This is a genomic window from Rhodopirellula sp. J20-39, from assembly GCF_057365095.1.
The window spans coordinates 4579137-4602841 of the sequence record NZ_CP195123.1; the positions used below are offsets into that span (position 1 = coordinate 4579137).

Annotated in this window: 20 protein-coding genes; 13 read left to right on the forward strand and 7 right to left on the reverse strand. The window is 56.0% G+C overall.

Features of this window, described 5'->3' with window-relative positions:
* The first annotated feature begins 123 nt into the window (after positions 1 to 123).
* The 8 genes from ACR3ZL_RS16665 to ACR3ZL_RS16700 all read left to right on the forward strand — a co-directional run bounded on the left by ACR3ZL_RS16665 (position 124) and on the right by ACR3ZL_RS16700 (position 8279).
* Positions 124 to 588: a flagellar hook capping FlgD N-terminal domain-containing protein gene (locus ACR3ZL_RS16665; protein WP_473651989.1), complete on the forward strand. Its 465-nt coding sequence runs from the start codon at positions 124 to 126 to the stop codon at positions 586 to 588.
* 87 nt (positions 589 to 675) lie between these two features.
* Positions 676 to 3114, forward strand: coding sequence for a flagellar hook-basal body complex protein (locus tag ACR3ZL_RS16670; protein ID WP_473651988.1), 2439 nt, complete (start codon positions 676 to 678; stop codon positions 3112 to 3114).
* A gap of 118 nt (positions 3115 to 3232) precedes the next feature.
* Positions 3233 to 4384 (forward strand): hypothetical protein, encoded by a 1152-nt coding sequence (locus ACR3ZL_RS16675; protein ID WP_473651987.1) that lies wholly within the window; start codon positions 3233 to 3235, stop codon positions 4382 to 4384.
* A 229-nt stretch (positions 4385 to 4613) separates the two neighbouring features.
* Positions 4614 to 5123 (forward strand): acetolactate synthase, encoded by a 510-nt coding sequence (locus ACR3ZL_RS16680; protein ID WP_473651986.1) that lies wholly within the window; start codon positions 4614 to 4616, stop codon positions 5121 to 5123.
* A 363-nt stretch (positions 5124 to 5486) separates the two neighbouring features.
* On the forward strand, positions 5487 to 6533 hold the full coding sequence (locus ACR3ZL_RS16685; protein WP_473651985.1) for a ferrochelatase: 1047 nt from the start codon (positions 5487 to 5489) through the stop codon (positions 6531 to 6533).
* A 69-nt stretch (positions 6534 to 6602) separates the two neighbouring features.
* Entirely contained in the window at positions 6603 to 6914 is a 312-nt protein-coding gene (locus tag ACR3ZL_RS16690; protein ID WP_473651984.1) for a Dabb family protein, read from the forward strand.
* 54 nt (positions 6915 to 6968) lie between these two features.
* Positions 6969 to 7568: a peroxiredoxin gene (locus ACR3ZL_RS16695; protein ID WP_473651983.1), complete on the forward strand. Its 600-nt coding sequence runs from the start codon at positions 6969 to 6971 to the stop codon at positions 7566 to 7568.
* Positions 7569 to 7571: 3 nt separating this feature from the next.
* A complete protein-coding gene (locus ACR3ZL_RS16700) occupies positions 7572 to 8279 on the forward strand; it encodes a hypothetical protein (RefSeq protein WP_473651982.1) in 708 nt (235 codons plus the stop codon).
* Positions 8280 to 8475: 196 nt separating this feature from the next.
* On the opposite strand, the gene ACR3ZL_RS16705 is transcribed toward ACR3ZL_RS16700, so the two are convergent.
* Complete coding sequence (locus ACR3ZL_RS16705; RefSeq protein ID WP_486172793.1) at positions 8476 to 9954, reverse strand: aldehyde dehydrogenase family protein; 1479 nt, start codon at positions 9952 to 9954, stop codon at positions 8476 to 8478.
* 344 nt (positions 9955 to 10298) lie between these two features.
* Complete coding sequence (locus ACR3ZL_RS16710) at positions 10299 to 11579, reverse strand: radical SAM protein (RefSeq protein ID WP_473651981.1); 1281 nt, start codon at positions 11577 to 11579, stop codon at positions 10299 to 10301.
* Between the two features lie 436 nt (positions 11580 to 12015).
* Here ACR3ZL_RS16710 and ACR3ZL_RS16715 point away from each other — a divergent pair, with 436 nt between their 5' ends.
* Entirely contained in the window at positions 12016 to 13332 is a 1317-nt protein-coding gene (locus ACR3ZL_RS16715) for a Gfo/Idh/MocA family protein (protein ID WP_473653540.1), read from the forward strand.
* A 98-nt stretch (positions 13333 to 13430) separates the two neighbouring features.
* Here ACR3ZL_RS16715 and ACR3ZL_RS16720 read toward each other — a convergent pair whose 3' ends face one another.
* Positions 13431 to 14519, reverse strand: coding sequence for an alpha/beta hydrolase (locus ACR3ZL_RS16720; RefSeq protein ID WP_486172794.1), 1089 nt, complete (start codon positions 14517 to 14519; stop codon positions 13431 to 13433).
* A gap of 528 nt (positions 14520 to 15047) precedes the next feature.
* Here ACR3ZL_RS16720 and fbaA point away from each other — a divergent pair.
* Complete coding sequence (fbaA, locus tag ACR3ZL_RS16725; RefSeq protein WP_473651979.1) at positions 15048 to 16130, forward strand: class II fructose-bisphosphate aldolase; 1083 nt, start codon at positions 15048 to 15050, stop codon at positions 16128 to 16130.
* Positions 16131 to 16282: 152 nt separating this feature from the next.
* Here fbaA and ACR3ZL_RS16730 read toward each other — a convergent pair whose 3' ends face one another.
* Complete coding sequence (locus ACR3ZL_RS16730; RefSeq protein WP_473651978.1) at positions 16283 to 18178, reverse strand: Hsp70 family protein; 1896 nt, start codon at positions 18176 to 18178, stop codon at positions 16283 to 16285.
* Between the two features lie 197 nt (positions 18179 to 18375).
* The gene (gene bcp, locus ACR3ZL_RS16735; protein ID WP_473651977.1) at positions 18376 to 18852 is read right to left on the reverse strand and encodes a thioredoxin-dependent thiol peroxidase; all 477 of its coding nucleotides are present in this window, start codon (positions 18850 to 18852) and stop codon (positions 18376 to 18378) included.
* 285 nt (positions 18853 to 19137) lie between these two features.
* Here bcp and hemB point away from each other — a divergent pair, with 285 nt between their 5' ends.
* The 3 genes from hemB to ACR3ZL_RS16750 all read left to right on the forward strand — a co-directional run bounded on the left by hemB (position 19138) and on the right by ACR3ZL_RS16750 (position 22129).
* On the forward strand, positions 19138 to 20100 hold the full coding sequence (gene hemB, locus ACR3ZL_RS16740; protein WP_473653539.1) for a porphobilinogen synthase: 963 nt from the start codon (positions 19138 to 19140) through the stop codon (positions 20098 to 20100).
* A 158-nt stretch (positions 20101 to 20258) separates the two neighbouring features.
* Entirely contained in the window at positions 20259 to 20915 is a 657-nt protein-coding gene (locus ACR3ZL_RS16745) for a class I SAM-dependent methyltransferase (protein WP_473651976.1), read from the forward strand.
* A gap of 269 nt (positions 20916 to 21184) precedes the next feature.
* Positions 21185 to 22129: a tetratricopeptide repeat protein gene (locus tag ACR3ZL_RS16750; RefSeq protein WP_473651975.1), complete on the forward strand. Its 945-nt coding sequence runs from the start codon at positions 21185 to 21187 to the stop codon at positions 22127 to 22129.
* A 144-nt stretch (positions 22130 to 22273) separates the two neighbouring features.
* Here ACR3ZL_RS16750 and ACR3ZL_RS16755 read toward each other — a convergent pair whose 3' ends face one another.
* Together ACR3ZL_RS16755 and ACR3ZL_RS16760 are read right to left on the reverse strand one after the other, a co-directional pair.
* The gene (locus tag ACR3ZL_RS16755; protein ID WP_473651974.1) at positions 22274 to 23110 is read right to left on the reverse strand and encodes a sirohydrochlorin chelatase; all 837 of its coding nucleotides are present in this window, start codon (positions 23108 to 23110) and stop codon (positions 22274 to 22276) included.
* A 43-nt stretch (positions 23111 to 23153) separates the two neighbouring features.
* Positions 23154 to 23552, reverse strand: coding sequence for a heavy-metal-associated domain-containing protein (locus ACR3ZL_RS16760; RefSeq protein WP_473651973.1), 399 nt, complete (start codon positions 23550 to 23552; stop codon positions 23154 to 23156).
* Positions 23553 to 23705 lie beyond the last annotated feature (153 nt).

Sequence of the window (23705 nt, forward strand, 5' to 3'; positions counted from 1 at the left end):
CGTCCATCGCTATTTGGGACAGCGAATTCGGTATCGCAGTTTGCGACCGAATCATGCTATCCCATTCATTAATACGCATTCATCCAAAATGCGCCCCTTCATCGTCGATACAGGAACGCCCTTATGTCGTCCGTCAGCCAGACGTCTAGTACTGCCGCCGCAGCCGATTTCACGTCGTCCGAGCGATCCGGCCAGCTTTCAGGTTCCGGTACCAACGAGGGCTACAACTCCCTCGGCACCGATGATTTTCTAGCCTTGCTTGTCCAGGAACTGCAAAACCAAGACCCGCTGAACCCAATGGACAACTCGGAAATGGTTGCTCAAATCGGCCAAATTCGAGAAATCGGTGCAACCGACGAACTGACCGGCACACTGACCAATCTTTCCAATAACCAGCAACTGGTGACCGCCAGCGGTTTGATCGGAAAGAACGTTCAAGGCCTTGCCGACGACCAATCGAACGTCGATGGAGTCGTCGATCGCGTGACGGTTGAAACGAATGGTGAAAATGATGTCCGTTCGGTCAAAGTTCATGTAGGTGGGAAGACGATGAATGTAGAGAACATCCGTCAAATTCAGACTGAGTAGACTGTGCCGGTTAGATAGAACCCTGGCATCGTCCCGCTCAGCTGATTGGATTCCCCCCCGATCCACTGAATACTAGGAACGACGCAAATGGGTTTGCAATCCGCACTCACGACCGCACTGACAGGACTGTCCGCGGCCGAAACGCAAATCGACGTCATCGGTAACAACCTCGCCAACTCTCAAACGGTCGGCTTTAAGTCGTCCGACGTAGTTTTTGCAACTCAGTTTTTGCAAACCCTGTCGCTCGGTGCGAGCCCCTCGGCCAACAACGGGGGTACCAACCCTCGTCAAATTGGTCTGGGAGTCCAGGTCGCTGAAATTGCCGCCAACCACAACCAGGGCACGATCGAGATCAGCAGCTCGAGCAGCGACTTGGCAATCCAAGGGGAAGGCTTCTTCCAGGTCGAAGCCAACAACGGCGAAACGCTGTATACCCGGAACGGTATCTTTAAGCTGAACAGTGCAGCGGAACTGGTTAACGCTACCGGCCAACGCTTGCTGGGCTACGGTGTCGACGATAATTTCCAACTGCAATCGTCACAGCTAACTCCGTTGACGATCCCACTGGGAACCAAGACGGTTGCGAAGGCGACGGAAAACGTTTCCTTCGAAGGCACGCTGACACCTGAAGGTGAGATCGCATCCGCCGCTCAGGTTATCGAAAGCTTGCAGTTGGGCGACAACGAGGTACCACGGCCCGACGCGTCCGGAGCGACAATCATCTCGTCGCCTCAATCCGATGTCACCGGGACCACGGTCACCGTCGGCACCGCAGGAACATTGAGCGCCGGTGCGTACGAATACCGTGTCGCATTGGTCGATGCCAGCGGCAATGAAGCACCCGCGTCCAACGAGATATCGGCATCGGTCGGACCGAACGGAAGCGTGACGCTGAACAACTTGCCGATCGACTCAACCGGCGGCACGTATCCCACGCTAAACATTTACCGAACCAACCCCGGCGGGTCCGACTTCTTCTTGCTCGATTCCGCCGCTTCAGGTGGATCGTACACCGATACGGGCGCGGTCGCTTTGTCGTCGACCGAACTCAACGACGAAAACCTGACCGGTAACTACACCTACATGATCACCTATTACAGCAATGGTGATCCAGAAAGCCGGCCGAGCGAGTTCATTGGTCCTCGAAGCGTGGTCGATGGACGCATCACACTGGATGACTTTCCTACACCGCCAACTCCCGGTGCAGGCGATAGTTTTCCTTCCTATGATGAAATCCGCATCTATCGCAACCTAGCCGGTGACCAAAACAACTACTACTTGGTCGACACCATTTCCCCAGGCGAAACCTATACGGACTCTCGCTCCGATGCCGAGATTTCGGACCTGACCGACACGTCCAACAAACTGCTGGAAATGGACGGCCCTTCGGTCAACAGCAACACGTTGCTGACCAGCGTGCTGCGTCGTGATGGCCTTACTTACGAGAACATTTTCAAGGAAGGAACACTGTCGTACACCGGCAGCAAAGGTGACCGAACGTTGGGCACCAAAGAACTCGAAATCACTGAAACGTCAACCGTTCAAGACCTCTTGGATTTCATCTCCGACGCTTCCGGTATCCAGACATTCCAAGTCGACTCGACCAACCCGATTCCCGACTCGGAAAACAACATCCCCGGCGAAACCGCCGACCTGAAACCCGGTGCTTACATCGTCGACGGTAAGATCCGAATCGTTTCAAACAACGGCGAAGACAACGCGGTCGATATCGACCTGGCTTCATTCCGATTGGAAGACGAAGCCGGTGGTATCACGACACCGAACCTCGCGTTCGGTACCAAACAAGAAGCCGTTGGACAAAGTGCGGCGACTGACTTCGTGGTCTATGACTCGTTGGGTGTTCCGATCAATGTTCGCGTTACCGCGACACTGGAAAGCCGCACCGATGAAGCCACGATTTACCGTTGGTACGCTGATAGCCCCGACAACTCCGTGCCGGGCAACGAAGACATCGCTGTCGGAACCGGACTGATCCAGTTCGACGGCAACGGTAATTTCGTCACGTCGACCAACGACACCATTTCGATCAATCGACTTGGCGTTCCCAGTGTGACGCCGATGCAATTCGACATGGACTTCTCGCTCGTGTCGGGTTTGGCAACCGAAGAAGCAACTTTGGCGGCGACCCAACAAGACGGTAGCGAGCCAGGGGTCTTGAACAGCTTTATCGTTGGTGAAGACGGCACGATCCGTGGTGTGTTCAGTAACGGTATCTCGCGTGACCTGGGGCAGCTTCAGCTTGCTCGATTCGCCAACCCCGAAGGTCTCGAAGCTCGTGGTTTGAACCTTTATGCCGAAGGCGTCAACACGGGCCTTCCCGTCACCGGACAGCCAGGCGAAAATGGAATCGGAACCGTGATCGGTGGTGCGTTGGAACTTTCCAACACGGACATCGGGAATGACTTGGTCGAATTGGTTCTGGCCAGTACCCAGTACCGAGGGAACAGCCGTGTGATCACGACTGCCCAGCAACTGATTGACGAATTGCTGAACCTGCGACGATAGTGATTCGGTGAGGTAACACGGGGCGGGTAAAATCCAGCGATGTGCATTATGCTACGCGGCCGGTCAGCCAATTTTGAGCTGATGGGCCGTTTTCGCTTGCCTCTTCGTTGAAACCTCTGTGCCATCTTCTCGTCCGACATCGAACGATTCCGACTCGCCGCACTCTTCAGGGCGTGACTCTGCAAAGCAAGGGGCGTCATTGCGCGAGTCCGCAGCGGGTGGATCAGGAATACCTGAACTTCAGGCGAACGAAACCGCCGAACATGATCCGGCCGGCCGCAACGACGTCGGTTCTTCGATCGCCTGGATGGCTTTGGCCGGTTTTTCTTTTGCAGCGTTCCTGTTGCTGGTTCCGTTGCCGTTGAAAAGCCGTATCGGCTCAGCGATCGGTGACCTCGCCCACGCACCTATGTTCGGCGGGATCTTCATCGCCGTGCTCCTGTTGTGGCATCGGGTCTCGCCACTGGATCGCTTCGGCCGCACCTGGTTAGGGCGAATCGCACTGGTCACGTTGTGCGTCTTCATAACAGGCATTCTGGTCGAATTCGCTCAAATGCTGACCGGACGTAAAGCAGCTTCTCATGACGTGGTCGCCAACGGTCTCGGGATCTTAGCCGCGGCGATGTTGTGCATCACCGTTTTGAATTACCGCTACCATCCTCGGCGACGCTGGCTCAGTGGACTGACAGCGATGGTCGCAATCGGGCTGGTGGCCATCGCGTTGACAAGACCGCTGCGTATCATCTGGGATGTTTGGTCGGTGCACCGTGCTTATCCGTCGATCAGTTCCTTCGAGCGAGATTGGGAACTCACCCGCTGGCACTTTGATGATTGCCGTGGCGAAATCGTTGCCGAACACGTCACTGACGGTAACCATGCAATGCGTTGGACTGTGATGGCAACCGAACATCCAGCAGCCACGTTACTTGAAACGGTTGCAGACTGGTCCGATTCGCAAACATTCGAGGTCGACGTGACCCTTGCCGACGACTACCCCGGCGTCGGTGAGCTCTATGTGAAAGTCATCGATCATGGGCACGCAGACTATCACGAAGACGTTTGCCGCAAACGATTCATGCTGACGCCCGGCGAGACGCATCACCTGGTTGTCACCCGCGATGAGATCGTCAACGGCCCTGACACGCGAAAGCTGGATCTGAGCCGGGTTAAGTTCGTCAGCTTCATGTTGTATCGCCCTGAGACGCCGACTTGGATCGACATCGATCACTTGCGTGTGACCACAACCTCAGTAGTGACGCCCGCCAATTAGCCGGATGCCTCGAACGGCAAATCAGGTCAGTCCCGATTAGGGTGGTCTGCAGCTAGCCAGGTCCGCAATTGTTCCAATCTGCAGTTACCTTAGGGGGACCGTTTCGGTCGTAGGGTTCACGCGAATGGACGGGTTTAGGACCCAGTGGACGGCAGTTTGCGAGAAATTCCCGGCAGCGGTACACTCCCGCCATGATTCAATCAGTCGCCCATAGCATGAGAACGGACGTATGAGTTTTGGCTCCGACGTGGAAACCCCTTTCGAGACGATCCGGGGGCGTGAATTCCCTGCAATTCGCCAGTTCACCATCTTCTTGGAGAACCGCGTCGGTCAACTTCTTGAAGTCGTTCGCCGATTCGAGGGCACTGGCATCCGAATTGTGGCGTTGTCGATCAACGATGCGGCCGAATGTGCGTTTGTGCGATTTTTGATCAGTGACGCTGATCGTGGTCGCGAAATTCTAGAGCGGTCGGGTCTAGCGATCATCGAAACCGACTTGATTGGCGTCGAGCTGCCCGAAGGTCCTCAGCCGCTGCTTCGCGTCTGCACAGCGTTGCTTCAAGCTGAACTCAACATCATCCAGGCGTATCCCCTCATCGTTCGACCTCACGGGAAAGCCGCGGTCGCCATCATGGTCGAAGGCATCGACATGGCGATGAAGACACTCGACGAGAAAGGCTTCCGGATTATTACCGAAGCAGATCTGGCCGACGACGACGTCCATGGCGAACCGCTTTAATCAGCCAGCGAAGCCATCGTTTAACGCTTTCGCTAATTCGCGGTGGCTCCTGTAGTTGGCTCGTCTTGATTCGATAAAGTTCGCTCGATTTGCACTTAGCGATCCAGCGTTTTCGGTAGCCAACACGGCCCGCCATTGAAGACCAACGGCTCGGAACGCATCGTCGAGTTCGTGCCGATGGACGCCAGCAAGTCGGCAAAGCTCACGCACTGATTTTGCGTCTAACCCCAGTCGAACCGTTCGGCGGACGATTGCACAGGAGCAACTCACTCGCCCACCAGCATGAGACCTCGGTTGCCAACTCGCTATCTTTCTCACTGAACACCCTTCATCTCTGCTCGCCAATTCAAGTCGCCCCACATCATGACTGACTTGCCCCCCTACGACTCTTTCTTGCTCGTCTCCTTCGGTGGTCCGGAAGGGCCGGCTGACGTGATGCCGTTTCTAGAAAACGTACTTCGGGGCAAGAACGTGCCACGGGAACGAATGATGGAGGTTGCTGAACACTACAAACACTTCGGCGGCGTCAGCCCCATCAATCAACACAACCGCGACTTGATGGCCGCGATCAAACAAGATTTTTCCAAGGAAGGGATCGAGCTCCCGGTCTACTGGGGCAACCGCAACTGGACGCCCTATTTCGCCGAAACGCTGGCACAGATGAAAGCCGATGGTTGCCAGCGAACGCTGGCGTTTTTCACCAGCACGTTTAGCAGCTACAGCGGTTGCCGGCAGTATCGCGAAAACATCATCGCAGCACGCGAGGAAGTTGGCGAGGACGCACCGATCGTCGACAAGGTGCGAATGGGCTTCAATCATCCCGGCTTCATCGGCGCCATGGCCGACAATGTCCAGCAAGCCGCTCAATCGATTGACAAGTCAGTCGGCGACACCCATGTCCTTTTCACCGCCCACAGCATACCGATGGGCATGGCTGACAATTGCGATTACGAAAAGCAGCTTCGTGAATCGTGTCGCTTGGTCGCTGAAATGGCGGGCGCGTCGAAGTACGACCTAGTGTTCCAAAGTCGCAGTGGCCCACCGAGTCAACCTTGGTTGGAACCGGATGTGCTGGACTGGATCGCCGAGACAGACGACCAAAACAAGCTGGATTCACTGGTCATTTTGCCTATTGGATTCGTCAGTGATCACATGGAAGTCATGTTCGACCTCGACGAAGAGGCCGCGGACCTCTGCAAGGAACGAGGCATCCGGATGGCCAGGGCGGCTTCCGCAGGAACGCACCCACGATTCGTCAGCATGATCACCGATCTGGTCAAAGAACGCCTTGGGTTGACCACCGATCGAGCGGCTTTGGGCGATCTTGGGCCTTGGCACGATGTCTGCCCCCAGGATTGCTGTTTGTACACGCCTCGGCGACCGGTTGGGCCGGGATCACCAAGTCGCTAAACTGACGGCCTGCAAATCAGCACTGTAGTTCCAGCGATACGCTCCACTTCCTCACCGAACTGACAACCGATGCCTCGACTAGCCCACCAAGTATTCTTCACCCTCAACGAACGCGACGAGGCTTCCGTAGACGCACTTGTTGCCGCCTGCCAAGAATTCCTGACCGGCCACGACGGTCTGATCGATTTCGCAGTCGGACGCCGCGAGCCCAAATACACTCGCCCGGTCAACGCCGATTACGACGTCGCACTGCACACCGTATTCGCCGACCAAGCGTCGCACGACGCCTACCAAACGGCCCCGCGCCATTTGGAATTCATCGAAGCAAACAAGGCGACCTGGGCATCGGTCCAGGTCTTCGATAGTAACCTGGCCGACTGATTCGAACCGTCGTCCTTTCACCTCCCGTTTTACAAGACTCGATCGAGAAACAAGATGAGCGTTCTGGTAACCCAGCAAGCCCCCGACTTCACCGCTACCGCTGTCATGCCCGACGGCACCTTCAAGGCTGACTTTTCGCTTTCAGACTACAAGGGCAAGTACGTCCTGTTGTTCTTCTGGCCACTGGACTTCACGTTCGTATGCCCAACCGAAATCATCGCATTCAGCGATCGCGCCAAAGACTTCGAAGCGCTCGGCGTGAACATCATCGGTGTGTCGGTCGACAGCCACTTCACCCACCTGGCATGGACCAACACTCCACGCAGCGAAGGCGGTATCGGCAAGACTGCCTACCCGTTGGTTGCCGACATGAACAAGCAAATCTCACGTGACTACGACGTGTTGCTCGACGGTGGCGTTGCCCTGCGAGGACTGTTCTTGATCGACCAAGATGGCGTGGTTCGTCATCAAGTCGTCAACGACCTTCCACTGGGACGCAGCGTTGATGAAGCCCTTCGCATGGTTCAAGCTCTGCAGTACTTCGAAAAGAATGGCGAAGTCTGCCCAGCGAACTGGCAAGAAGGTTCCCGTACAATCAAAGCGGATGTCGCGGGAAGTAAAGAATTCTTTGGTGCTGAGTACGCAGGAAACTAGCTTATGTGGACCGTCCAGGCCCCCTCTGAACAAGAAGCCGTTAACGACAGTGAATTGCTAGTCGGCCATTGCGTCGCCGACGGGCATAACTGGGTGTGCCGCGCTGGCGGAGGCACCGACGGTATCTCGTTGGGCGACCCGGATGGTCTACTACATGTTTCCGTATTTGGCGGCAGCGCCGTCAAAGAAGGCACGCTGGATTTGCCGGTCGCCGCCGAACGTTATGTTCGCGGCGACGAGTGGAAGATCTATTATCCTCAAGTCTCCAGCGAATTCTCACTACGCCTGTCCCTTCGCATTGTCGAAGCGACCGGCACGCGGTTGGTTCTCGAGCCAACCTTTTCGATCCAAACGTCGTTGCTCGACAGCCACCCAACGCTGCTATTGAAGGCGATCGGTGGGACAACGCATCAATCGGTAATCCACGACGTCAGTGAACTTGGCGACGTGACCGCGTCGTGTTTGAAACTGACTGGCAATGCTGGCACCGTTTCAGTCCTGGTCGGCCCCAACGACGCACCCTACACGTCCGACCAATCCAGTGGCGATCGCTTGACGCTGCGTTTGTTTGGCGATTTCCTGGAAAAAGGCGTGATCTGCAAGGTTCGCCCGTGGGTCATCCTTGATCGCTCCGAAGCCGGCATCTCCGCATCCGAACTCCGCGACTACGCCTGCCAATTGAGCGCCACCCCACTGCCGCTCACCGAATAGCCCAGAACCTCCTCTAGCCTAGCCGCACCGCCAAACGGAACGACGCAAGCCGTTCGGTATCACACTGGCACTTCCAATCCAACTATGCGGATTGATGAAATCGGTTGATCGCACCTCGGAACTGGTGCATTGGCACAAGGCTGGCACATCACCGAACGGTGAACCGTCCGGTGGGGCACTCTAAGCAATTTGCCGCTTACATTGCGACGGTGACGGTCTTGTTTTCCAAGTACGGTTTCAGGCCTTCGGTACCTAGCTCGCGACCTTGGCCGCTCATTTTAAATCCGCCGAACGGGGCGGCGGCATCAAAGACGTCGTAGCAATTCACCCACACGGTTCCGGCTCGCACGCCAGCGGCGAAGCGGTGGGCTTTGTGGATGTCGCGGGTCCAGACGGCGGCAGCCAAACCAAACATGGTGTCGTTGGCTCGCCGCATCATCTCGTCCTCTTGACTGAACGATAACACGCTCATCACCGGCCCGAAGATTTCGTCGCGGGCGATCGCCATGTCGTCACTGACGCCCGTGAACACGGTCGGCTCGATGAAGTAGCCGGTTTCGTGTGCTCGCTTACCACCGCTAACACACTTTGCACCCTGCTCGTTGCCCTTATCGATGTAGCCCATGATCTTGTCGAACTGGGCTTGGTCGATCTGCGGTCCTTGTTGAGTTCGCTTGTTGAACGGATCACCCACGCGGCGACTTTGGGTCAATGCCGTTAGCTTTTCAACAAACTCGTCCTGAATCGATTCTTCGACAAACACACGGCTACCAGCGCAACAACATTGCCCCTGATTCAAGAACAGACCTACGAACGCGCCTTGGACTGCTGCATCGAGATCCGCGTCTGCGAACACGACGTTAGGACTTTTGCCGCCTAGCTCAAACGTTAGCCGCTTGAGCGATTCGGCTGAGTTTCGCATGATGATTTGGGCGGTCCGGTGCTCGCCTGTAAACGCGATCTTATCAACGCCAGGGTGATCCACCAAAGCACCACCCGCGGTCGGTCCGAATCCCGGAACTACGTTGATCACACCGTCGGGGAAACCGACTTCCTTGGCGATCGCCGCCATTGCCAAACACGTCAGCGGCGTTTGTTCGGCGGGCTTCATCACAATCGTGCAACCAGCCGCTAAAGCGGGCCCCCACTTCCACGCCGTCATCAGCATCGGAAAGTTCCAAGGGATGATTTGGCCAACGACGCCGATCGGTTCCTTTCGCGTGTAGCACAGGTAATTGCCACGGATCGGAATCGTTTCGCCTTGAATCTTGTCCGCATAACCGGCGTAGTAACGAATCGCATCAATGGCCAACGGCAGGTCCGCCGTTGTCGATTCGGAGATCGGTTTGCCATTGTCGAGCGTTTCTAACATGGCAAGTTCTTCGAGACGCTCTTCCAAGACATCGGCCAACTTAAACATCAAGCGACCGCGATCTCGCGCATCCATGGTCGCCCAAGGGCCCGATTCAAATGCCCTTCGAGCGGCGGCGACGGCCAGATCGATATCAGCTTTGTCGCCCTCGGCAACCTGAGTGATCTCCTGCTCAGTGGCTGGATTAACGGTCGCAAAAGTTTTTCCGCTGACCGAGTCTCGCCACTCGCCGTCAATGAAAAGCTGAGTGAATTCAACGGGCACGGACTGTCCGCTGGTCTGGGTGGGCATGGCAGTCGACATCGAAACGCTCCGGAAAGGTGGGGAAACCGTAGAGATAAAACGGCGGGGAGAGAGGCGTGAGATTTTAAGTCGCATTTACACGTCCGCAAAACCAGTGCAGAAAGCACAAGTTCAGCGAAGCTGAATCCAACCAATATGCCAGTTACGGATAGACAGATCCAGCTTTTTCTTCTCAACGAGCAGTCTTGTCACACGAGTTTTCGCAACACAAATTCTTGTGAAAAACGAGGCTCCCCATCGCCAGCTACTTTCGACATCCCCATGCCGGCTTCAGGGTCGCGTCGGAGTTCGCACGCTTAAGTCTCTCGCTCGCCCCAATCCAGCCAAAACACTCGCGGTGTCTACTAAGTTTGGATCTGCACCAGATCAGGCGTGTCTTCCTGCTTCGGCGATGAATTGTTTTCGTTGGCTTGCGGATCTTGATACTTAGACGAATCAAAGTGCTTGGCGTACGTGCCGAAATCATTGAAGGCGTATTTCTTGGCCCATCGATAGACAAAGCTTCGTTCGGGAATCTCGTCACCCGGTTGATATTGACTGCGTCGTGGCGACACGGCTTTCAGCTCATCGATCACACCACCGCGTGCCGTCGTGTCGCGAGCACCGTGCTTCTCTGCAAGATCCACCAAAAGATCAGGTCGTTCCATAATCACACACCCACGCGTGCTGCCGGCGGTGAGCTCGCGGAAGTCTCGCAAGAAGGTCGACTGGTTGAAAGTGTCTTTCAGCGGCACGTCATCGTGAATCGATTCTTTGGCAAGCTGAATGACCGGACACGGTTCAATATCGCCCCACGGGCCCACATGGTGCGTGAACCCGGTTACCGCTGGGCAAAGTGCGTTACCAGCGTCATCGTGATAGGCATCGATCACGATGATTGGCTTGGTTGCTCGCGTGTCGACGACAAACTGGCGGACCCGACGTTGCTCTTCACTGGACAACGCCAACTGCGGATTGGGTTCTGGACCGACCGGCCGATAGATGTGGAACCAGCAGTACATCACTCCCATTTCGATCAGACGGTCGACCCACTTCTCATTGACCAAGTCATCGATGTTGGACTTACAAACGCTGGTGCAGACGCCAACCAACAACTTGTTACGAATCGCCGTTTCGATCCCCTCCATCGTCTGATTCAACACGCCGGCCCGGCCCCGTCGCGTATCGCTGATGATTTCGCTTCCTTCGACGCTAATCAGTGGCGTCACATTGCCGCACGCTCGCAACCGCTGAGCGACCTCATCGGTGATGAAATGCCCATTAGTGAACACTTGGAAATAGACATCTGGATGACGCTCGAAAAGCGTCAGCAGGTCTTTGTGCATGAATGGCTCGCCGCCCAGAATCCCAAAGAAACTGTTGCCCATCTCCTTGGCCTGCTCGATTGTCTTAGTAGCGGCATCCAGCTCGATCTTGTGCTGCTTGGCGGCCACGTCGACCCAACACCCCTGGCATCGCAAATTGCAGCTATTGATGACCGATAAGTATAAGAAAGGCGGAAAAAAATCGCCTCGTTTAAGCCGTTGCTTGTGTTTGTGAACGCTTCGCAATCCCTTCACGCCCAGCATCCAAGCTGCTTTGGCGAGCAAACGCTTGTCGGTTTCTAACGCGAAACGGCGAGCCATTCGGAGATACATACGTGGTCGTTCTGTGGGAAAGAATTTGAGTTTCGAGCAGGTGCTAGATTACCAGATTTTGGTGCACATCGCCGGAGCCAATCCGGGCCAAGGGCCTCGAATCACTATCGAAGTGCGGGAAGGGGGGCACGAACCGGCCGTCCACAGAATAGGACCAGTCGCCGGTTGCACCATGCAATATCCGGGTTTCCCAGTTACAATTTGGTAGGTTATCGTGGCTTCGTGCAACTAGCACAGTCACTCACGAAACAACGGACTCAATACCGAGGACGCGGTCTCGTTGATTCACACCAGCCCAGTTCCCGTCCCTAAATCCTTTGAGATTCTCTCCAAGATGACAAAAAAGACCAAAACGGATTCGGTTCCGACTCAGCCTGCAACGGCGCCCCAGCAATCGATCGCTCGTCGCTCGGTCCTGCAAGGCATGGCGGCTTCCGCCGTCGCGATTCCTTATTTTGCCTGGAACTCCCGTTCACTGGCTGACGAACTGGAAGCCGACAAGACTCCCATCGGGCTGATCGGGGCTGGCGGAATGGGCATGGGAAACATGCGTTCGGCCAAGAGCATGTTGAACGTCGTTGCAATCGCTGACGCAGACTCCGGTCGTTGCGAATCAGCCAACAAAGAGCTCAGCGGCGGCAACGCGGACACTTACGAAGACTACCGCAAAGTTCTTGAACGCGATGACATCAAGGTCGTTCACATCGCAACCCCCGACCACTGGCACACCAAGCCACTGGTCGAAGCCATGTTGGCAGGCAAAGACGTGTACTGCGAAAAGCCACTGACGTTGACCATCGACGAAGGCAAGCTGATCCGCAAAGTCCAAAAGGAAACGGGCCGGATCATTCAAGTCGGAACACAACAACGAAGCACGTTCCCCTTGTTCACCAAAGCCATGGCAATCGTCGCCGATGGCCGCCTCGGTAAGATCACTCGCGTGCAAGCCGCCATCGGCGCTGCACCGGAGAGTCCTGCGATTCCAGTTGCGGATGTACCTAAGGGCTTGAACTGGGACCTCTGGCTCGGCCCTGCTCCAGCCGTCGACTATCGCAGCATTCGTCCTAAGGGTGCTAAGAAGGTTATGTCCAACGGTCACTATGAATTCCGTTGGTGGTACGAGTACTCCGGCGGCAAGCTAACTGACTGGGGCGCTCACCACGTCGACATCTGCAACTGGGCATTGAAGTTGAACGGACAGGCTGAAGGCCCGACCGGCATCAGCGGTTCCGCCCAACACCCCGTCGAATACGTCGATGGCAAGCCAGTCCAAACCGATCGCTACAACACCGCGACCGGTTTCCAGTTCAAGGTTGACTACGCCAACGGTACCGAAATGATCATTCGTCACGACACCAGCAACGGTGTTCTGATCGAAGGCGAAAAGGGACGTATCTTCGTCAACCGCGGCAAGCTGACCGGTGGCCCAGTCGAAGCACTGGCCGACAACCCGCTTCCAGAAGACGCGATTCGCAAGGTTTACAAAAACCATCCGATGACTGGCAACGGTCGATTTGCACACTGGGCCAACTTCCTGCATTGCCACCGTGAACAAGCCGAACCGATTTCGGACGTTCACTCGCACATGGAAATGCTGAACGTTTGCCACTTGGCCGGCATCACCGCGCGTCTGGGCCGTGACTTGAAGTGGGATGACGCCAGCGAACAAATCGTGGGCGACGACCAAGCCAACTCGATGCTAACGCGTCCTTACCGCGAAGGCTACGAGATTCAAATGTAGGTCCAGCACCCACATTGAACGGACATCACCAAATCGATGCGGTGGATCTTACCAAAGGTCCACCGCATTTTTCGTGCGCTACTCAGCCCGTTCATGCGTTACTCAGCCCGATAGCCCTGCCACATCCACACCAAGGTATCCGCCAGCGTTGACTCAAACACCTTCCGGTCACAGTGCCGGGTCGCTCGACTGAAAACGAAACGATAGTCGTAGCCCTTGGCCTTCAGCGCCTCGGCCGTCCGCTGATTAGCCATCACCCAATTGTGATACGTTTCTTCAGGATCTTTGGCACGATTATCGTTCTCGGAAACATGCGTGAAAATCCGCAGCGGTTTCTTCTCGCTGTTTTCAATCAGTTTCATACTGGAATGGTATTCCCATGCACCCAGTGGATAATCGGTCTCTTCGGGCGCATCATCGTCCTGTTGATCAACGAACGTCCCGGAGTAAGTGATCAATCGTCGAAACAGGTCAGGCCGAAACCAGCCCATCGTCAGTGCCGCTGCACCTCCTGAACTGCATCCCATCACTGCCCTTCCCCAGGGATCATCGGTGAACGCAATGTTGGGATAGGCCGTTCTAATTTCGGGATGATTGAGAACTGCCGGCAGTACTTCATCATTGATGAAACGGGCGAAGCGATCGGACATCGTGTCGTACTCCAATCCTCGTTCGCTTCCTTTACTGTCATCACCGCCATTTTGAACCGCGATCGCGATAAAGGCAGGCAACGATCGCCGCTGGACTTTAGTTTTCGGTTCTTTGGATATCGTCAGGTTGTCCAACGCGTTGCGAACCAGATCGAGACGGCTTGGTCCATCCATCGTTACCATGATCGGTGCTGCGGTCCCATCGACGTAAGCGGCGGGAACGTACACGAAGACTTTTCGTTGCTTGCGAACCTTCTTTTTCGGATCAAGTGTTTTGTCGTCACCGCGAAAAATCTTGCTTTCGGCCAACGGCATCGAGAACTCGAAATACTTGCCTTTTGGATTCCCTCGGTCGGTCAAATCAGGGTCAATCGAGTAATCGGGGCCGACAACATGATTCCCATTTCCCTCGCTCGTCCGTTGATTCGCGTGAGCCGTTGAAGAGTCAGCATCCGCTGCCATCGCATGAGGACTAGAGATTGCAACCGCCAGGAGGCAGCAGGCCGGCGCCAAACGCACTACTGATTTTTTGAACATGAAGACTTTCGGAAGGAGGGGATGGTGGGAAGCAAGTGAAGTTCGATTGACGATCGATGCATTCCACTCACAAGCGGAGCCATTCTACTGCGAATCCGGATTCCGCGCGGTCGCGTCGCTGACGCTGACTCGTCCCACCACACCGTTTGGGCGAACTCGATCGAATGCCTTTCCGGTGCGGCTCGGACATCATCTCGCACTAGCTCGTTGTGGCTTTGATTTGATTTTGGGATACCCTTGCGAACTGATTTTGTCGAGATATTTATTGCCGCAACGTATAAGCGTGGCAGGCGCTCGCGACCGGTAGGGAGATTGAACAACCCTTCGAGGCACCACAACGGACCGCAATCACGCTAAGTGGTTCAAAACCGCAGGTTTTGTCTTCTTGATGGCAATATTTGTGCGCATCTTGCCGCCCGTTGAAAACTTTTGCAAACAAAACGACAATGCCCGGCCTGGAAAGTTGGTTTTCCAGAAGTCGCAACTTTTCTTTGCAACGTTTATAGCCATCAGCCAGAATTCAAACTCATGAGCGATTCACAAATCAAGCCGGGTGTTGTGTCCGGGAAAGCCCTCGATCGTTTGCTGCGTCACGCCAACGAGAACAACTACGCCATGCCAGCCGTGAACGTTGTCGGCACCGACTCCGTCAACGCAGTTCTGGAAGCGGCAGCGGCAGTGAACTCGCCAGTCATGGTGCAGTTTTCCAACGGTGGCGGAGTCTTCTACGCTGGCAAAAGCCTTTCCAACGACGACCAAAAAGCTGCGATCGCTGGTTGCGTTTCAGGTGCTCAACACGTTCACGCGATGGCTGAACACTACGGCGTGCCAGTTGTCCTGCACACCGACCACTGTGCCAAGAAATTGCTCCCTTGGATCGACGGCCTTCTCGATGCCGGCGAAAAGCATTTTGCCGCAACCGGCAAGCCACTGTACAGCTCGCACATGTTGGATCTTTCCGAAGAACCACTCGAAGAAAACGTTTCGATCAGCAAGCAGTACTTCGAACGCATGAACAAGATGGACATGCTGATCGAAGTCGAGCTAGGCATCACCGGTGGTGAAGAAGACGGTGTCGATAATTCGGACGTCGACAGCAGCAAACTGTACACACAACCTTCCGAAGTGGCTTACGTCTACGAAGAACTCAGCAAGGTTTCGCCTCGCTTCACGATCGCAGCCGCGTTCGGTAACGTTCACGGCGTTTACAAGCCCGGTAACGTGAGCTTGCAGCCAATCATCTTGAAGAACTCACAAGACTTCATCATCGAGAAGTTCGGTACCGGCGAATTGCCCGTCAACTTTGTCTTCCACGGTGGATCCGGTTCGTCACGCGAAGAAATTCGCGAAGCGATCGAATACGGTGCGATCAAGATGAACCTGGACACTGACATGCAGTGGGCAACTTGGAAGGGCGTTTTGGACTTCTACAAGAAGAACGAAGCTTACCTCCAAACCCAACTCGGCAACCCCGAAGGCGACGATAAGCCCAACAAGAAGTACTACGACCCACGTGCTTGGTTGCGTAGCGGAGAAGTTTCCTTCGTCGATCGCTTGAAGGCAGCTTTCGAAGACTTGAACTGCATGAACCGCTGCGAAGGCTTGGTCTAGTTCAACCGTCGAGCTAACCCGCAATGAATATCGAAACGGCCAGTGTCATGCCGACACTGGCCGTTTTTTTGTGGACAAAACAGATGCATTCCGGTTGCGTCCATGCTCGCCCCAGCTAAACGGCTAAACGCGGCCAGACACGTCCAAACATGCTAAGCACGTGCGTTGAGTTCGAGCTTCCAGTGTCTGTCGGATTCGACCCCGTGGCACCACAATTCGAACATGCCCAATTCCGTGACCCGCGACTGGAATCTCACTGGAACGAATTGACGCGATGTCGCACCGGGCCCACCCTCGGCATCGGATTCCATTTCCAGCGTTAACTCGACCGGCTCGCTTTCCTGCAGATCTTCAGGCGTCCAACGATCCAGTCGCGTGCCAGGCGTATCACCGGGGCGAGTTGTGGATGAGAAGAAGCGGAATCTAGCGGGCGTGCCCACGACCACGCCGACTTGTTCACCAGGCACGTCCGTTTCGGTGCCTTCTTCCATGCCTTGCGGGGCGACGCAGACGGCACGCAGCGGCCGAGGTGCACCGGGGATCGCCAGCCCAGCGGTTTCGATTCCGATGTAGAACGATTTCGCCGTGCCGCCTCGAATGCGAATCCCACCGGTCACCTTCGTGAATCCGTAGTAAGCGGCACCGATTGCGACGGAAGTATCCAAATCCGCCGCCGAACTGAGCGTTTGAGGTGGAGCGTCAAACCAGGATGCAATCGTTGCCTGGATTGAATTACGAATCGCTTCGCTGCGGAAGACACCACCGTTGAGCAACAGATGCGTGATTGGCCTGTCGCCCGAATCACCGCCATTCGAATCGTCGCTATCGGAGTCCGAATTGCCCGAGAGATGATCGCTAACGAAGGCGGCAACTTGTTTGGTGATTGCCGGGTCGGATTCATACGGCAAGCCAATGTCTTGGAAGCCGCTTTGCACGTTCGCTTGCGGTCGCTCGTCGCGGGAGCACGCGGGGAAGAAACCGCCAACCAGCGTCTCTGCCGCCTGGGCCCGTTCGATCTCGATCGAGATGGTACCGCCAATCAAGGAAGATCCACGTCCGAGAACACTGATCGTGTGCTTGTCCGGTGCATCCTCTTGCAACAAACGCTCTTTGGCGTCACGGCATGCGTGCCATAACGAGGTGCTTTGCCATGGATCGAGGTCATGCCCTTGCTCGCGAAATTTCTCCGAAGCGAGGTGAGCCAACGTCAGGTCCATGTTGTCACCACCAACGAGTAAGTGATGACCGACAGCGCGGCGTCGCAATTCCAATTCGCCCTCGTGCTCGCCTTCACCGGCATCCACGCCCACAAGGGTCAAGTCAGTGGTGCCGCCCCCGACGTCAACCACCAGCAATCGATCACCAGGGCTCATCGCTTTCCGCCAACTTCCCCCGGTCGATGCCAAATAGCGGTAGACCGCCGCTTGCGGTTCTTCCAGCAAAACAAATTGCTCGCTGAGCCCCGCTTCGATAGCCGCTTGCCGAGTTAAGTCGCGGGCCGCAGGGTCGAACGAGGCTGGAACGGTCAGCACGACTTGCTGTTGATCGATGGGAGCGTCGGGGAACGCAGCGTGCCACGCAGCAATCAGGTGCTGCAAGTAACGTCGCGTGCAATCCAGAGCCGAGACCTTCTTTACATCGTCGGGCGATTGCCACGGCAATACCGCTTCGGTGCGGCCAATGTTTCCGTGACATAGCCAGCTTTTGGCTGCCACGATTACCCGCTGCGGATTGTCCGCCGCTTGGCCTCGCGCGTAGACGCCAACCACGCCGTCAGCCGGGTCCGGGAACGAAGTGGGGCATTCACGACCTTCAAGTCGAGAACCGTCGATCTTTAGCGCGTCAAACTCACCTTCGCGCGGCATGTACAAAAACGAAGGCAACGATGGCAGCGACTCGATTTGCCCCGGTCCCACGATTTGCGGGATCGGCAGCAATTCAATTTGAGGAGCAGCGTCACGACGGCCAGCGGCTTCGTCGTCGGTGCGAGCGTAGGCGAGGACACTGTTGGTCGTGCCGAGGTCGATACCGATGGAGTACTTATGCATCACTGGATTGGACTTCTGGTTTTGAAATGGACGATCAAACGGTCTGAAGGTTTTCAATCAGACCATTTGGCTTTCAACAATTTGAGCAACGTGGCAATTCGATCGCGTTCAGCATGGCCGAACTGGCCAGAGGAATTTGACCGGCATCAACCGGCCCGACTCATTCATCTTTGACTGACACAGCCCTCGAAGCAGACTTATTGCGTCAGCGCGGTGAGTGCCTCGAGCACTTTTTCGTCGTGCCCATCGACTTTGACTCGCTTCCAAACTTTGACGACCTTGCCGTCAGCATCGAGAATGTAAGTCGATCGCTGAATGCCCATCGACTTTTTGCCGTACATGTTTTTTTCACGCCACGCGCCATACTTTTCGCTCATCTTGTGACCAAGGTCAGCAAGTAACGGGAACGGCAAATCATACTTGTCGCGGAACTTGATATGACTGGCTTCGTCATCTGGGCTGACACCGAAGAGCTGAGCCCCGGTCGCCTTCATCTCGTCGTATCGGTCGCGGAACGCACACGCTTCCTTGGTGCACCCTGGCGTGTCGTCTTTGGGATAGAAATACAAGACAACGGGGCTGCCAGCGAGGTCCTTCAGCTTGACGGTATTTCCGTCCTGGTCTTTCAGGGTGAATGCGGGAGCTTTGCTACCGGGTTCCAGAAAATCGGCCATCGGCTAGACGTTCCTAGGAGCGAATGAGTTGGGAAAATGAAGCTTCAAAGGGCCGGCGAAATCGATGCAAAAACCCGCCGAAGTCCCCGGCGAAGTCTATGCGGAATCGCGAAAAAACGGTAGCCGGGGCGAGCGAACGCGAACGGTTGGATCGAATTCGAGCCGGTAGCCCAGACCTGCCTAAACAACTAAATTGCAGCGTCGGAACCCGCAGTGTGAATCCAGCTTCGTAAAGAGTGAGCTAACGTGACCTATCCCCCCCGCGCCCCCTATCCAGACACGCGGATGCGCCGCGTACGATCGCACGACTGGAGTCGCCGTTTGGTTCGCGAAAGCACGCTAAGCGTGGATGATTTGATCTGGCCGTTGTTCGTTTTCGATGGAGCGGGCAGCCAAGAGATCTCGAGTCTGCCAGGCGTGAATCGCTTGGGCACCGACAAGATCATCGATGCAGCTAAGCGAGCGGTCGACCTAGGGATTCCGGCGATCGCGTTGTTCCCGGCAACCGAACCGGGACTGAAGAACGAGGAAGCCACCGAGGCGACCAACGAAAACAACCTGGTATGCCGCGTCACTCGTGAGATCAAGAAGGCGGTCGGCGACCAACTGGGCGTGATCCTGGACGTCGCTTTGGACCCCTATATCAGTCACGGCCAAGACGGTTTGATGCGTGACGGGATCGTGCTGAACGACGAAACGAACGTTGTGCTGCGTCAACAGGCGGTCGTGCAAGCACGAGCGGGATGCGACGTGATCGCGCCCAGCGACATGATGGACGGCCGAATCGGCGAGATTCGATCGGCACTGAATTCACATGGCTTCGCCGACGTTCAAGTCATGTCCTATGCCGCCAAGTTTGCCAGTGCATTTTATGGCCCGTTTCGTGAAGCGGTCGGCTCAGCGGCCAGCCTGGGTGTGGCTGACAAGAAAACGTACCAGCAATCACCTTCGCAGTCCGACGAGGCGATTCACGAAGTTGCACTGGACTTGGGCGAAGGGGCTGACAGTGTGATGGTGAAGCCAGGCATGCCGTACCTCGACATCGTCGCTCGCGTGAAGCAAACCTTTGGAGTCCCGACATTCGCGTACCAAGTTAGTGGTGAATACGCGATGTTGCGTGGTGCGGCCGACGCGGGCTGGTTGGATGGCCGAGCGGTGATGCTGGAAAGCTTGCTCGCGTTCAAACGAGCCGGAGCCGACGGCGTCCTCACCTACTTCGCCGCCGACGCAGCCGAAGCTCTCTCCTAACCCCGTCCCGATTCTCAACCAGTCCCGAATCCCACCCTGTGCAACGCTATCCGTGCAACGCTGACAAACTGTAACGCTGCATGGCGGTGCTCCAAGACAACGGTCCCCCAGAACCACTGCGGCCCTGCGTTCCTGTGCCCCTTTCCCACTCTAAAAAAATGTCTGACTCCCCACTACATTTCGCCTGGCACTGGGAAGACACCCTGATCGCCGGCAAGAAACGCTCCCTGGCCGCAGCTTCGGATCCCGACGGTATGCTGCTAGACGCTTGCCGCCGCCAGGACGAGGGCGAAGAAGGTGTCATCGATCCGTTTTGGGCGACAACTTGGCGAGCGGCATCCGGGCTGGACCAGTACCTCGATCGGGTAGATCTGTTTGGCAAGCGAGTGCTGGAAGTTGGCTGCGGCACTGGCCACGCGGGCATCGCTGCGATCTTGCGAGGTGCTGAGGTCACGATGACTGACGGCGTCGAAGACCCGCTGAATCTAGTCCGTTTAAGCTTGTCTCGATTGGGGCTGAAGGCCGACGTGCGGGTTTTGCGATTGGGCGAAGACAAGATCGAGGGTGATCCGTTTCCCTTCATCCTGGGAAGCGACGTGACCTATTTGCGAGAACTATGGCCTGGTTTGCTGGCAACCGCAGAGGTCGAACTGGCCGAAGGCGGGCAATTGCTGCTAAGTGACCCCAAACGTGTGATCGGCAACGAATTTCGGGACTGGGTCCAGGACAAGCCTTGGAATTACCACGAAGAACTCGTTACGCTCCAAGACGATCCCGAGCACCCCATCCGAATCATGCGATTGACGCGAAAATAGGGGCGGGCCGGCGGCAACCTTAGATCGCCGAAAACGTAAGAAACCGGTTTAATCGCAGGAGATCAGCCGGGAATCGCACCGTTTGCCAGCCTCAAAAAGCGATCGCGAACGCTCAGAACGAAATTTCGAGCTTCCGCCGGGATGGGCCGCTTTCGTCTTGCGACTGCGATAGCAAAAGGGTTACCAACAGTTCATCGGCAACGACTTGCCGTTCACCGGCCTTTTGACTCCGCGTCGTCCGTCCATTCCCGCTTCCTGCAGCGCCCCCTATGCCAGCTCCTGCACTTCGCCAGACGCTTCCACAATTCAATCCCGAACACGCGCCAGCGGAAACCCCGCCTGCGAGTCCCGGTTCTGGCTTTCGTGTCATTCATCCCGATGACTTTGAAACCAGCGTTGAAGTGTTGCCCGAAGGCGATGCATTCACCAGCACCCAAGACGTCTCCGCGATCGGAATCAAGCGTCCCGGTCTGACCTGGTCCACGCTCGTGTTTTCGTTCATCGCCGGTTTGACCTTCGCGACGCTATCGGGATGCCAATGGGCAGCCGGCAGCCAGAACTCGCAGGGTGCAGCGATGTACAACCAGGGCCAATACACCGCCGCCATGGAACAATTCCAAAAGGCGATTGCCTCGGCACCGGAAGATCCCGATGGTTATTACAACTTGGCTGCAACGACGCACCGACTCGGGAACCAACGTCAAGACGGGAACCTGATTCGGCAAAGCGAAGCACTCTACAACCAATGCCTGGACCACGATCCAAACCACGTCGATTGCCATCGCGGATTGGCAGTGTTGTTGGTTGATTCGGGACGCCCCGACCGTGCATTCACATTGCTAAAAAATTGGGCGGCGCAAAACCCAACTTTGTCAGAGCCACGTATCGAACTGGCCCGACTGTATGAAGAACATGGCGAACCGCAAACTGCTTTGAAGTATCTTGAAGACGCCGTGCAACAGGACGCCAACAACCCACGAGCTTGGTTGGCTTTGGCTCGACTGCGTGAATCCAGCGGCGATTCAGTGCAAGCTTTGCAGAACTATCAGCGAGCTCTGGCTCTAGGCGGAAGTGCCTTGGGCAACAACGCGACCATGGCAACCGAGCGAGTCGCAGCTCTTAGCCGTCAACTGAATTCGGCTTACGACGCTCAAATGAACGCTGGCGGTACTCAAATCGCTGCCCCCGTGCAGTTCGGGTCGACTCGGTACTAAGCAACGCGGTTCGCTTTACGTTGAAACTCGATCCGCCAGACAAACGAACGCGTTCCACAACGTCGGCATGCGTAAAAGGTCACCAACTTAGCCAAGCTGCTAGTTTGAGATTGCTGCGGATCCTGCAAAACACCCCAACCTCTTTTAATGCTCGATACGCCACGCAATCGCCTGAGCGATCGCATCAGTTGGGCCCAGGTAATCAGAAACCTGGAAATCGACTTCTGGAAATTGCTGTCGAGCCTCAGCGACCTGCTTCAGGATCGCTTCGTAGAGCCGGCCATTGAACAACAGATGTGGCTGCACGATCACGCGGCTGAACCGTCCTGAACCGGCGACTTCGCTGAGCGTATCAGGCAATCGAGGCGTCGCCATCGCGTAGAAGGTCGTGAACAAACCGCTGGGCGAAAGATCGAATTGATCGGCGAGTGAACACCCTGACGTTTCATCCGCACCGCGAACCGCCACCTCAGCAAGCAACCGCATATCAGCGGACGCACACACATCACGACTGCCGCGTCCGACCATCACAATCGCAGTGGGGGCGGAGCACTCTGTCGCAACGGAATTTTCGGACGCAGCCTTCCGTGCACCGGATCGCGTCAACGAATCACGCAACCGCTGGCGTACGGCAAAGACCATGCTCGCCTGCCGCGAAATCGGCCGGCTGAACGAAACTGCGATGTGCTCGCTGTTTGGCGTCGCTTTGCGGGCCGCCTCGATTTCGTCGGGGATGTCGGATTTCGCGTGTCCCGCCGCAAACAACAATAGCGGTGCTACAACGACCTGCTCGACTCCCTGTTCAACCAATTCGCTCCACGCGGTAACGATGGTCGGTTGCTGAAATTCCAGCAGAGCTGGCCGAACGATCGCTCGGCCATTCAATTCAGAAGCCAAGCGATTGCCTAGCTCAAAGAACTCATCCGTGCCGCGCTGGTCACGGGTGCCGTGGCCAACCAATAGAACTCCGGTGGCTGGCACGGAACTGGACCTCGTCTTAATGTTCGAAGACGGAATAACTTGCCTACAACTGTGGCGATGCTTCGAAGCCGTTCTGCTTAAGACTGGCCAAAGCCTTGCCCACATCGAAGCCTGCATCGTACTGCACGATGACTTTCTTAACGGTCAAAGCGTTCGGGTCGGGTTGTTCAGCGAGAACGACTTCGCTAACGCCTTCGGCTCCTTCAAGAGTTTCTTTGACCTTGGGGAAACAAGCGAATTGGCAATGCATGCCCGGCACTTCCAAGGTCATCGATCCGGGTTCAGCGAGAGGTTCTGAAGGAACGTCCGCGACGGCGGAAGCCAATGTAGTTGCCGAATCGGCCGACTCAGGCGTGGCGGTTTCCGGTGCAGGAGACATGTTCAGGGCAATGATAATTCCCAGAGCGGCTAAGCCAGCGACAACGTACGAGATCGTTTTCATGGTGGATTCTTTGGTAGGAAAGTGAGGCGAGATCACTCTTCAGAGTGGGGAAGCAAAAAGCCTTGGTGCCCGCCGACACTTTCGCGACGGACGCGGCAATTACGTCTATTCCGAGTCAAACGCTTCAGGATGAGGTAGCTTGACTGCCCCAGG